Origin of the sequence: Staphylococcus microti, from assembly GCF_000934465.1 — a bacterium.
In the GTDB taxonomy this organism is placed as follows: domain Bacteria; phylum Bacillota; class Bacilli; order Staphylococcales; family Staphylococcaceae; genus Staphylococcus; species Staphylococcus microti.
In genome coordinates, this window is record NZ_JXWY01000175.1 from 61,101 (window position 1) to 73,768 (window position 12,668).

General features: G+C 36.4%; 13 protein-coding genes and 1 riboswitch. Of the genes, 10 read left to right on the top strand and 3 right to left on the bottom strand.

The genetic code is table 11. The annotated features are described in order from the left end of the window. The first annotated feature begins 152 nt into the window (after positions 1-152). A riboswitch (Lysine riboswitch) is annotated at positions 153-329 on the top strand. A 196-nt stretch (positions 330-525) separates the two neighbouring features. From TP70_RS11425 to lysA, 7 genes are all read left to right on the top strand, one after another. Further along, positions 526-1,512 (top strand): aspartate-semialdehyde dehydrogenase, encoded by a 987-nt coding sequence (locus TP70_RS11425; RefSeq protein WP_044361745.1) that lies wholly within the window; start codon positions 526-528, stop codon positions 1,510-1,512. A 4-nt stretch (positions 1,513-1,516) separates the two neighbouring features. Next, positions 1,517-2,395 (top strand): 4-hydroxy-tetrahydrodipicolinate synthase, encoded by an 879-nt coding sequence (dapA, locus tag TP70_RS11430; protein ID WP_044361746.1) that lies wholly within the window; start codon positions 1,517-1,519, stop codon positions 2,393-2,395. Beyond that, positions 2,392-3,114, top strand: a complete 723-nt coding sequence (dapB, locus tag TP70_RS11435; protein WP_044361747.1) for a 4-hydroxy-tetrahydrodipicolinate reductase — start codon at positions 2,392-2,394, stop codon at positions 3,112-3,114. Before dapA ends, dapB begins: the two co-directional genes overlap by 4 nt. Positions 3,115-3,128: 14 nt before the next feature. Beyond that, a complete protein-coding gene (gene dapD / locus TP70_RS11440; protein WP_044361748.1) occupies positions 3,129-3,848 on the top strand; it encodes a 2,3,4,5-tetrahydropyridine-2,6-dicarboxylate N-acetyltransferase in 720 nt (239 codons plus the stop codon). 156 nt (positions 3,849-4,004) lie between these two features. After that, positions 4,005-5,159 (top strand): M20 metallopeptidase family protein, encoded by a 1,155-nt coding sequence (locus TP70_RS11445; RefSeq protein WP_044361749.1) that lies wholly within the window; start codon positions 4,005-4,007, stop codon positions 5,157-5,159. Then, positions 5,156-6,226, top strand: coding sequence for an alanine racemase (gene alr / locus TP70_RS11450; RefSeq protein ID WP_044361750.1), 1,071 nt, complete (start codon positions 5,156-5,158; stop codon positions 6,224-6,226). Before TP70_RS11445 ends, alr begins: the two co-directional genes overlap by 4 nt. Then, complete coding sequence (gene lysA / locus TP70_RS11455) at positions 6,227-7,492, top strand: diaminopimelate decarboxylase (protein ID WP_044361751.1); 1,266 nt, start codon at positions 6,227-6,229, stop codon at positions 7,490-7,492. It abuts the gene before it with no gap. 127 nt (positions 7,493-7,619) lie between these two features. Here the strand turns inward: lysA and cspA are convergent, their stop codons facing one another. Continuing rightward, positions 7,620-7,820, bottom strand: a complete 201-nt coding sequence (gene cspA, locus TP70_RS11460; RefSeq protein WP_015900294.1) for a cold shock protein CspA — start codon at positions 7,818-7,820, stop codon at positions 7,620-7,622. A 165-nt stretch (positions 7,821-7,985) separates the two neighbouring features. Continuing rightward, a complete protein-coding gene (gene msaA, locus TP70_RS11465) occupies positions 7,986-8,294 on the bottom strand; it encodes a regulatory protein MsaA (RefSeq protein ID WP_044361752.1) in 309 nt (102 codons plus the stop codon). A 744-nt stretch (positions 8,295-9,038) separates the two neighbouring features. On the opposite strand from msaA, the gene TP70_RS11475 reads away from it, so the two are divergent. From TP70_RS11475 to TP70_RS11485, 3 genes are read left to right on the top strand one after another with little or no spacing between them, the layout of a single operon-like run. Beyond that, on the top strand, positions 9,039-9,311 hold the full coding sequence (locus TP70_RS11475) for an acylphosphatase (RefSeq protein ID WP_044361754.1): 273 nt from the start codon (positions 9,039-9,041) through the stop codon (positions 9,309-9,311). 14 nt (positions 9,312-9,325) lie between these two features. Next, on the top strand, positions 9,326-9,970 hold the full coding sequence (locus tag TP70_RS11480) for a 5-bromo-4-chloroindolyl phosphate hydrolysis family protein (RefSeq protein WP_044361755.1): 645 nt from the start codon (positions 9,326-9,328) through the stop codon (positions 9,968-9,970). Continuing rightward, entirely contained in the window at positions 9,957-11,138 is a 1,182-nt protein-coding gene (locus TP70_RS11485; protein ID WP_044361756.1) for a toxic anion resistance protein, read from the top strand. Before TP70_RS11480 ends, TP70_RS11485 begins: the two co-directional genes overlap by 14 nt. A gap of 49 nt (positions 11,139-11,187) precedes the next feature. Here the strand turns inward: TP70_RS11485 and brnQ3 are convergent, their stop codons facing one another. Further along, positions 11,188-12,534, bottom strand: a complete 1,347-nt coding sequence (gene brnQ3, locus TP70_RS11490) for a branched-chain amino acid-like transporter carrier protein BrnQ3 (protein WP_044361757.1) — start codon at positions 12,532-12,534, stop codon at positions 11,188-11,190. Positions 12,535-12,668: the final 134 nt, after the last annotated feature.

A 12,668-nucleotide genomic window follows, 5' to 3' on the forward strand; every position in this document is an offset into this window, starting at 1 on the left:
TATTTTTATCGAACGTTGTTTACGCATCCTACCCTACTTTTGCTCTATATCTAACATTTTGCACATTATTGTCTGTAAATTTAAAAAAGTTTGCGAATTGGTGTTTACAGGGATAGTCTCAGTATGTATAATATGAACCATATTAATTTAATAATTTTTGATGAGGCGCATCAATCATGAGTAGCTATAGATATTTGTCTGCAAACAATCTATATCCAAAGGGTGCGATGCCGAAATAAACAGACTTTGCAGAATCTGTTTATTGGATTCTAAGGTTAAGAGCTAAGAATCTGTCATTATTCTAATGATAATGGAGTGCATCACTTGTATATAAATGAGACAAGTTCGCACGACGGACTTGTTTTTTTATATATTATGTGACTCTCCCCTATGTGAGGAGGTCAAAAAATGAGACATATTATGATGAAATTAATTGTTGATGGATAACAATATAAAAAGTCAACGATTTATTTTCTGAATTATGCGAAATAAAAAATAACTATTTAAGAAGATGGAGTGAATAGCATGGTAAAATTAGCAGTCGCAGGTGCAACAGGATTAGTAGGTTCTAAAATTTTGGAGACAATTGATCGTAAAGGCATTGCTTTCGATGAACTTGTATTATTTTCATCAAAACGTTCTGCAGGACAAGAGATTGAATTTCAAGGTCAAACGTACATTGTACAAGAGCTTACTGAAGCAGCGACAGATGGTGACTTTGATTATGTGCTAATGAGTGCAGGTGGTGAGACAAGTAAACGCTTTGCCCCACTCTTTGAACAACATGGTGCGATTATTATTGATAATTCAAGTCAATGGCGTATGACGGAAGATGTAGACTTAGTCGTTCCGGAAGTCAATGAACCGAAATTTACACGTGGTATTATTGCCAATCCAAACTGCTCAACGATTCAATCAGTTGTACCGTTGAAACCATTACTTGATCAATATGGATTGAAACGTGTCGCATATACGACATATCAAGCAGTATCAGGTTCAGGTATGCAAGGTAAAAAGGATTTAGCGGATGGTGCAAATGGTGCAGCGCCAAAGGCATACCCGCATCCAATTTATAATAACGTCTTACCACATATCGACGTCTTCTTAGAGGATGGTTATACAAAAGAAGAACAAAAAATGATCGATGAAACGAGAAAAATTTTAAATGAACCTACTTTAAATGTTACAGCTACTTGTGTACGTGTACCAGTGCAAGACAGCCATAGTGTACATATCAATGTAACACTTGATAAACCTGCAACCGTTGAAGAACTTCAAGCGTTATTCGATGAAGATCCACGCGTTGTATTAGTTGATAACCCAGCAAACAATGAATACCCGTTAGCCATTCATTCAACAGGACGTGATGAGGTATTTGTAGGACGTATCCGTAAAGATGACTCATTAGATAATACGTTCCACCTTTGGGTAACATCAGACAACTTATTGAAAGGTGCTGCACTGAACGCTGTACAAGTGTTGGAACAGGTTCTCAAATTGAAGGGAGAATAATGTTATGACACATATTTTTGAAGGGACAGGCGTTGCAATGGTAACCCCTTTTACAAATAACGAGGTAGATTATGAGGCAATTCGCAAACAAGTCAACTTTTTAATCGACAATGGCATTCAATCTTTAGTCGTGAATGGTACGACTGCAGAAAATCCATCACTGACAGATGCTGAAAAAGATCAAATATTACAAACTGTGATTGCGGAAAATCATGGTCGTGTACCGATTATTGTTGGAACGGGTACAAACAATACACAGCGTTCCATTGACGCCTCATTGCGTGCGAAAGCATTGGGTGCAGATGCGATTATGCTCATTACACCGTACTATTTGAAAACGAGTCAGCGTGGGTTGATTGCCCATTTTGAAGCGATTGCTGACGCAGCAGAGCTACCAGTCGTTTTATACAATGTCCCATCAAGAACGAATAGCACAATTGAACCTGAAACAATCGAACATTTAAGTCGACATCCATATATTGTTGCATTAAAAGATGCAACGAATGATTTTGATTACTTAGCAGATATTCAATCGCGTGTAGACACGTCACAATTCGCTTTATATAGCGGTAATGATGACAACATTGTCCAATATTTTAATGAAGGTGGCAATGGACTGATTTCAGTGGCTGCCAATGTCATTCCAGCAGCATTTCAACGTGTTTATACAGATGCTACACATCGTGCGGAACATTTCGAGCCGATTGGCAAACTGTTACAAGCGATGTCAGTTGATGTAAATCCAGTGCCAATCAAATATTTAGCTGCATTGAAAGGATTTGGTCAATATGAAGTGCGCTTGCCATTAGTTGCGTTGAATGAACGAGAACAAGCTGTGTTAAAAGAAGCGTATGATCACTTTAAAGCGGAGGTTCAAGCATGAAAATATTATTAATTGGTTACGGTGCCATGAATCAGCGTGTGGCACGCCTTGCAGAAGCGGAAGGTCATGAAATTGTTGCTGTCATTCCGAATAAAAATCACGACAGTATCCCCTACCCGACTGTTAGCCAAATTAGCGAAGCAGCAGAAGCGGATGTTGCGATTGACTTTTCACATCCAGAGTTATTGTTACCATTGCTTGAGCAAGACTTTGAATTGCCATTAGTCATTGCAACAACTGGTGAAAAAGAGACGATTACCTCAAAACTAGAAGCACTTTCTCAAAAAATGCCTGTCTTTTTTAGCGCCAATATGAGTTATGGTGTACATGTACTGACAAAATTATTAGAAGTTGCAGTACCGTTATTAGAACAATACGACATTGAACTGACAGAAGCACATCACAATCAAAAAGTAGATGCGCCAAGCGGAACACTCGTTAAGTTGTACGATGTAATCGAGCGTTTACGTGATGAAGTTCAACCGATTTATGATCGAAGTCAGCAAAATATAAAACGTGAACAGAAAGAAGTCGGTATTCACTCATTACGTGGTGGTACAATTGTTGGCGAACACGATGTGTTATTTGCAGGTGTTGATGAGACGATTACCCTTTCACACCGTGCACAATCTAAAGATATTTTTGCGAATGGTGCGTTAAATGCAGCACAAAAGCTTATTCAACAAGCACCGGGTTATTATACATTTGATAATTTATAAGGAGTGTTAAACACATGGTCAAAAATTTTACTGCCGAAGAAATCATTCAATATATTAGTGATGCGAAAAAGTCTACCCCATTAAAAGTATATGCAAATGGACATTTTGATGGGATTGCTTTTCCTGAATCATTCAAAGTGTTCGGTTCAGATGATTCTAAAGTAATTTTTTGTGAAGCGAGCGATTGGCAAGCGTTTTACGAACAACATCAATCAGCGATTACTGAATTAGAAATTGAAATGGATCGTCGTAACTCAGCGATTCCATTGAAAAATTTAGTGAATACAAATGCACGTATCGAACCAGGTGCATTTATTCGTGAACATGCGGTGATTGGTGACGGCGCCGTTGTGATGATGGGTGCAACAATTAATATTGGTGCCGTTGTCGGCGAAGGGACAATGGTTGATATGAACGCGACATTAGGTGGTCGTGCAACAACAGGTAAAAACGTACACGTTGGTGCAGGGGCGGTGTTAGCTGGTGTCATTGAACCACCAAGTGCCGATCCGGTTGTGATTGAAGATAATGTCTTAATCGGTGCAAACGCCGTTGTTTTAGAAGGTGTTCGTGTTGGCGAAGGTGCAATTGTAGCTGCCGGTGCAATTGTTACACAAGATGTGCCAGCCGGTGCGGTTGTAGCAGGAACACCCGCTAAAGTCATCAAACAAGCAAGTGATGTTGCAGATTCAAAACGAGAAATCGTTGCAGCATTGCGTAAATTGGATGATTAATCGTCACGTAATATGCCATATATTAGTTGAAATGAAAGAAGCGAGAGTGTAATTTTTAAAAGCTTTCGTTGTCTTAACCCTATTTGGAGTGGGAAAACCAAAACACAAAAGATTTGGGACCCCACTTCTTTTGTTACATAACAAGGAGTGAAAAGAATGAGTGAGTTAGAGTTTGTTACGCAACATAGACGTTATTTACATGCACATCCAGAGTTGAGTTTGCAAGAATATGCAACAACGGATTACATTGTACAGTTTTTAGAAGCTGAAGGTATTGCTTATGAACGCCCGTTAGAAACCGGTGTGATTGCTTATTTAGAAGGTCATTCAAATAAAACACTTGCGTTCAGAGCTGATATTGATGCGCTACCGATACACGAAGAAAACGACATTGACTATCGCAGTAAAGTCGATCAAGTGATGCACGCTTGTGGTCATGATGGTCATACTACCGCGCTGATGTTACATGTTAAAAGATGTAAGGCGCTTTATGATGAAGGTCGTCTTCCCCACAACGTGGTCTTTATTTTTCAACCTGCCGAAGAATCAGGTGGTGGCGCAAACTTGCTCATTAAAACGAGTCGACTTGATGCATATGATATTGATGCGGTTTATGGCGTACATATTATGCCGTTCGTCGATGAAGGTTCTGTTGTTGTACGTGATGAAGAAATTACAGCAAGCGCAACGGAATATCGTTTTTATTTAGAAGGCAAATCTAGTCATGTAGCGAACAAAGAACAAGGTCACTCAACTGGCGAAGCGATGCAACATTTATTAATACAACTCTCACAAATTCAGCAATATCATTTGAATGGTTTGCAACGTAACATCGTCCATATCGGTCGTTTTAATGCAGGAGAAGCGATTAATACTGTCCCTAGTAAAGGTTACTTAGAAGGTACAATCCGAACATACGATTTGACGGATTTACAACAAGTCCAACAGCAAATGCAAAAAATTGCTGAAAGTATCACGTTATTATTTAATGTGCAATGTGAAGTGAAATTTGAAGAAGGCTACCCACCAACGATTAATACGCCGAGCCTTAAAAAGTATGTTGTTGAAAGTTTGAATTACAATCAGCAAACAATTGTAGAGCCTAAAACACCGTATTTATTTGGTGAAGATTTTAGTTTTTATCATCAAATTGCGCCAAGTTATTTCGTTTTTGTTGGTACTCGAAATGAAGCGCGAGAATTTGTACATGGTTTGCATACACCACAGTTGAACTTTGATGAAAAGATATTAATCGGCATTGCCGACTATTATGAACGTCTATTATTTAATTATGATGAGGTGGTCGAATGACAGCGATATGGCAAGTAGACCAACAAATCTTTCAACAAAATGTACGCCAAGTACAAAATGGTCAGCCGATAATGGCAGTCGTTAAAAACAATGCGTACAATTATGGATTAACGTTTGCGGTTGAACAATTTTTGGAAGCAGGCATTAGCTGCTTTAGTACAACATCATCGAATGAAGCAATTAAAATTCGTGAATTAGCCCCTACCGCAACGATATTTTTAATGAATGCGACACGAGAATTTGACGTATTGCGCACGCATGATATTCATATGACACTTCCATCTTTGAGCTTTTATAAAGCACATAAACAAGCTTTAGCCGGTGTCAAAGTACATTTGGAGTATGAAAATTTATTACATCGCTCAGGTTTTAAAACGTATGAAGAAATAGTAGAAGTACTAGAAGATCATGCAGTCAATGACGCACCTAAAATGCAGATTACAGGTTTATGGACGCATTTTGGATATGCCGATGAATTTGATGTGTCTGATTATGAAACAGAGCGTTCTGCATGGCTCAATATCGTCGAAAACTTGTTAAATCAAGGGTATTCATTCGATATGATTCATGCACAAAATAGTGCGAGTTATATACGCGAAGGGCAAATCTTCCCCCATCATACACATGCACGTGTAGGTATCGCATTGTATGGCTCTCGTCCCTACTCGTCTTTGTCGAGATCAATGATCTTACAATCACTTACAGTACAAGCGAATGTGATACAAGTACGAACGGTTCAAGCTGGTCAGCATTGTGGCTATAGCTTTGCATACACAGCAGAACGAGATCATACACGCTTGGCAGTCGTTGATATCGGTTATGGTGACGGTGTATTACGTACACGCGCACAACATGATGTATTAATTAATGGTAGACGCTACCCTATTCGTGCGTTGATGATGAGCCATATGTTTGTAGAAGTGGATGAACATGTTGAAGCGCAAGATATTGTGACATTATATAACGACGAATTAAGAATTGACGATTATACATTCAAAGGTGTAGGTGCAAATTCTGAACAATTGAGTGCACTGAACTTGGATTCTTTAATAAAGGAGTACAAATAAATGACAGTAACATATAATAAATCTGGAGAATTGACAATCGACGGTACAAGTTTGAAAACACTCGCCCAAAGTTTTGGGACGCCAACGATTGTGTACGATGAAAATCAAATCCGCCAACAAATGAGACGTTATCACCAAGCATTTCAACACAACGATATTGGCTACGTTTTATCGTATGCGTCTAAAGCTTTTACGTGTATTCAAATGATTAAACTCGTTGAAGAAGAAGACTTTGACTTAGATGTTGTATCTGAAGGTGAATTGTATACAGCGATTGAAGCGGGCTACGATCCAAAACGTATCCATTTTCATGGTAACAACAAAACGAAACAAGAAATTCAATACGCCCTCTCACAAGGTATTGGCTACTTTGTCGTCGATGCACTTGATGAAATCGCAGTATTAGATGAATATGCGACAGAACCCGTTGAAGTGTTGATTCGTGTCAATCCAGGTGTTGAAGCACATACGCATGAATTTATTCAAACAGGACAAGAGAAAAGTAAATTTGGTTTATCTTTAAAACACGGTCTCGCTGAACAAGCCGTTGAATTGATTCATCAAAGCCACCATTTAACATTAAAAGGCATTCATTTCCATATTGGCTCACAAATTGAAGAAACAACAGGCATGATTGAAACAGCTAAAATGGTGTTAGAGTGGTTAGATGAACATGCGATTGAAATCGAGTTGTTAAATTTAGGCGGTGGTTTTAGCGTAGAATATGTTGAAGGTGATCAATCATTCGATATTGAAGCGGGCATTACTGAAATCGTTCAAGCCATTAAACAAAAATGTCGTGACCTTGACTACCCTATTCCAACGCTAAGTATTGAACCAGGACGTTCTATCGTTGCAGAAGCGGGTGTGACATTATATGAAGTCGGTACAATTAAAGAAATCCCTTCTGTTAATAAATATATTTCAGTAGATGGTGGGATGAGTGATCATATTCGCACAGCGCTTTATGATGCAAAATATAAAGTAATGCTTGTCAATCGTAACGAAAAAGCAGATCAAGTCGTGACATTAGCAGGAAAATTGTGTGAATCAGGTGATATTTTAATTCACGAAGCAGCATTACCTTCAAGTGTTGCACGTGGCGATTACTTAGCAGTATTGTCAACAGGTGCGTACCACTACAGTATGGCATCTAACTACAATCAAATTCAAAAACCAGCTGTGTTCTTTGTAGCCAATGGTAAAGCACGTGAAGTTATTAAACGTCAATCATTACGTCAATTAATTATTAATGATGTAAAATAAATGAACTAAAGCGCCAACATATTAGCCGATAGTGGCTATTACGTTGGCGCTTTAACTATGTAAATATAGAAAAAAGCAAGCACACGTAGTATGCCCGCTTTTTGTAAGTCAACATTGCATCTATTTATTATAGTTTAACAACGTTTGCAGCTTGTGGGCCACGGTCGCCTTCAACTACTTCAAATTCAACTGCTTGACCTTCTTCTAATGATTTGTAACCTTCTTGGTTGATAGCTGAGAAGTGTACGAATACGTCGTTTTCTCCTTCAACTTCGATAAAACCAAAACCTTTTTCAGCGTTAAACCATTTAACTGTACCTTGTTTCATAATATGTGAAACCTCCAAGACTAAAATTCAATATGCGCTATTCGCATATTACAAAAAATACTACTTTTCATCAATATTCTTTGCAATATGGAATAATGCAATTGCTTACATACTATTATAATGTAAGGTAGTACCATTTGCAATACAGAAATTAAAAATTTTTAATCAGTTTATTAATGGTGTGTTTAAATAAATTTCTTTATTTTTTAATACAATAAAACTATAGAAAATTTGAAGATCTTCACCACAATCTTCGCAATAATTCATATCGCAATTATTGTAGAAAGCGTATATATTATGTTTGCCGACCACATGATTATCGTAGTGTTTCATTGCTTGTTTAATCGCTGCTTCATACCCTTCAACAAATGCGTCATAAGTTGTAAAGGATTGTCTTTCGATAATATGTTCCGGCCAGTCATCAAAAAGCCACCAGCCTTCATAGTCTGCACGAATCTTTGTGAGTTCCCACATAAAAATGCCCTCCCAATAAGTACTGACGTTCAGTGAATCAATATGTAAGCTTTTCACAAAATATGAGTTATTATTTGTGAGCCTACTTCAACAACTTAAGACTTTTAGGCGTAAAAATCAAGTTTTTCAACTTAACATACTGTTTATGTAAATGAGATTAAAGAATATTGCATGTGCAATGGTGTCGTTAGTATTGTATGAAAATGGTGTAGCTTATAATATATGTAATTATATTTGCAAAATGGTTTTGTATAATATGTATTGGCGTACAGTAAATATTCGTAAATACTTATAGAATAGCGTATAATTTATACGTAATTATTAAAGATATTAAAAATCTAATAGGGTTAATATAATGATGAAAAAACTTTTATTAAATGTGATTTTGGTTATTTTAGTAATTTCGGTTATGGTAAATATCATGGTTGTAGTAGGCTTTTTGGATTTTAATGGCAGATCTTATGGCGTATTTGTACTTATCACATTATTGTTAGCATTTATTTATTTCAACGGGCATAATAAAGTTCAGAAGTAAGCAACTTAAGCATAGTTTGTTATCTTTTCAATTGTTAGTACTTCATAATTTCACATATATATTTTAATATTTAAAGCTACTTTTCAAATCCTATTCTTCACTCCCTTCAAAATTCCACTTATTTAATGAACATCTAATTACATCCTATTTCTCAATTATTAGTCTTTTACTCTAAAAATACGTATAATTGAAGAGAGAGGTGATATAACATGCAACGTTATTTAATAAGGGTATATGGTCGCGTTCAAGGTGTAGGTTTTCGCTATTTTACGGAACGTCTCGCATTGAAATATCATATAACAGGTACGGTTCAAAATGTGAATGACTATGTTGAGGTTGTTGCACAAGGCGAAGATAAAGACTTAGAAGCATTTACACAAGCAGTAATCAAAGGCGCCTCCCCTGCTTCATCTGTTACACATCACCATATTGAAAGTCTCGACATAGCACCACAACTTGAAAAATTTAAAGTATTGGGATAAAGGAAGTTGTCACGATGAGATATAATCTATCGCGTATTTTAGGGATTATTGTCGGCATACCGGTTGCGACATTGTCATTTTTAGCAAGCGTATTTGGACTAGATATTCAATTTATATTTGATCTGCTGATTGGGAGTGCAGGTTTTGTTTTAGGCTATGTGCCAACACAAAGATTATCATCGAAAAGTTATTTAAACGAATTAGGTTTAACTCGAAAAGACTATCGTTATATTCGACATCAAATGAATGCCGCACAAGGTAAAGTGAAACGTATTTTTAAAACATTCATCAACGTTCGCTCGATTCAAGATTTTAAGCTTGTGAATGATATTTATCGTTTGTCGAGAACAATTAATCAAATTGTTCGTCAACAGCCAAATCAGTTTTATTATATTGAGAGTTTTTATTATTCACATATTGATAATGCGTTGAATTTAGTTGAAAGCTATACGCATTTAGCGAAGATGCCTATGAAATCGAGTGCGGATCAACAAGCATTACATCAGACACGTATAACGCTTGAAGAGATTAAACGCACATTGATTGCGGACTTAAAACGGGTTAATGAGCAACATTACAACCAATTAGATACAGAAATGCGCTTAACAAAACTTTATAAAAAAGATAAAGCAAAGGAGTATGATAATGAAAGAAAGTAAGCAAACAACTACAACTTCAGCACATCCTTTAGATCATTATTTTGAGTCGTTTGAACAATCTGCATCGTCACAAACAAATGCTGTGACGCCAAACGAACAAACTGAAGTTGTCGCACCACAGTTTTCGGAACAAGATCAACAAAAAATTACAGCCTTGGCACAAGAAATTGAGCCACTCAATAATGATAGTTTATTAAAATTTGGTTCTAATGCGCAATCACACTTATCTAACTTTTCACATCAAATGTTGAATGATATACAAACGAAAGATATTGGTACAATCGGTGAAACGCTTGAAAGTTTGATGAAAAAATTAAAAGAAGTTGATCCGGACGAGTTATCTCAAAAAGATATGTCAATGTTAAAAAAATTATTCAAACGTTCTAAAGCATCATTGCAACAAGTGTTTTCACGCATGCAATCAGTGAGTGCACAAGTCGATAGAATTTCAGTAGAACTTGATAAAAACAAGTCTGAGTTAATTAAAGATGCACGTTTATTAGATGAATTGTACCAACAAAATAAAGACTATTATGATGTCCTGAATCTTTACATTGCTGCGGCACAAAATAAACGAGATGATTTGGTACAAAATGTGTTACCACAATTGCGTGAGACGGCGAAAAATTCAGATAATCAAATGGCATTACAGGATGTGGCGGATATGGAGCAATTTTTAGATCGCCTTGAAAAACGCATTTATGATCTTCAACTATCACGTCAAATTACATTACAATCAGCACCACAAATTAGAATGATCCAGAATATCAACCAAGCATTAGCAGAAAAAATTCAAAGTTCTATTTTGACAAGTATCCCCCTTTGGAAAAATCAAATGGCGATTGCTTTAACGTTAAACCGTCAAAATAAAGCAGCGCAAGCGCAAAAACAAGTTACTGATACAACAAATGAAATTTTAATACGCAACTCTGAAATGTTACGTCAAAATGCGCGTATTACTGCTGAAGAAAATGAACGCGGTATCGTCGATATAGAAACATTGAAAACGACACAAGATAACATTATTCAAACAATTGAAGAAACGTTACAAATTCAAGAAGATGGTCGTCAGAAGCGTCATCAAGCTGAACAAGATTTAAAACAACTTGAACAAAACTTACGTGAACGTTTAATGACTGCAAAAGATCAGCGAAATGATTTTAAGTAGTCACATACAAAAAAAGCCCTACCGCGATGGTAAGGCTTTTTTAATATTGCTATTCTTTTTCATAAACGATAATATTAGATGATTTTGCGAAATATCCAATGATGTACGCAATAATTAATGTTACGACAGCAATTGGGAACCATTCAAGTGTATATTCATGGAATGGTAATTGTTCGATGAATGGAATTTTCATCCAACCGTTCGCGTTAACAACACTCAAAATAGATTCAATTGTTACAACCGCAACTGTAATTTGTTGTGTAATACGTCTTGTTGGTACGAAGCGTCCGATCAAGATTAAGAAAACAGTTGTGATTGCGACTGGGTAAACAATTAATAATACTGGAATTGATAATTTGATTACTGCGTTTAATCCTAAATTTGATAAAACAAAGCTAATTAAAGTAAAGATAATAACATATGTTTTATATGATAATTTCGGTAAAATGCTATGGAAATATTCACTAACTGCGACAACCAAGCCACATGCTGTTGTTAAACATGCAAGTGCAACGATAATACCTAGTAAGTATTTACCAAAAGCACCATAACCTGTACCAGCCATTGTGATAAGCAAGTGTGCACCGATGTTTTGATCATTTTCAGTCAATTGTTTCAAAGTTTCTTCGCTAAGCACCATGTGGTTACCGATATATCCTAATGAAATATAAATAAATGCAAGTGCAGCTGCAGCGATTAATCCAGCAATTGCAGTTTGCTTGAAAATATCATCTGCATGTTTGATGCCTGTTGCTTTAATGGCATTTACAACAATCATTGAGAATGCGATTGCAGCGATGGCATCCATTGTTAAATAACCTTCTGTAAACCCTTTTGAAAAGCCTGATAGGTTTGATGAATATACGGCAGGATCAGCTGTTGTGTTTGCTTTGCCACCAAAGTCAATGAAACCTTTAACAATCATAGCTAGAATTGTGATTAATAATAATGGTGTTAAAATTGCACCGATACGGTCAACAATCTTCCCTGGGTTAAAACAAAGATATAATACAATCGCGAAGTAAATCACTGAGAAAACGAATAACCATAATGGGCTACTAGAATTAATGATTGGTGTTACTGTCATCTCAAATGATGTTGATGCTGTACGTGGGATTGCAAACAGTGGACCAATTGTTAAATAAATTGCTACTAAAAATACGACCGAAAAAGCTGGGTGTATTTTGTTGATTGCACCAATATAGCCCTCTTTATCAAGCGCCCCTACAACTACGCCGAGTAAAGGTAAACCGATACCGGTAATAACGAAAGCGATGATAGATGGCCAGAAATATTGGCCACTTGCAAGCCCTAAATTAGGTGGGAAAATCAAGTTACCTGCTCCAAAGAATATAGCAAATAACATAAAGCCGATAAATAAAGTATTTTTGTTCATTTTACTTACTCCTAAACCTTCCTTTTTGAATTTATGACTCATTTTATCATATTAAAAATCATCCGTCTATTAGATTTCTGAAAATTTCTAAAATCATACTTATGCACAACAAAGTTTTAAAGGAGTAAAAACTA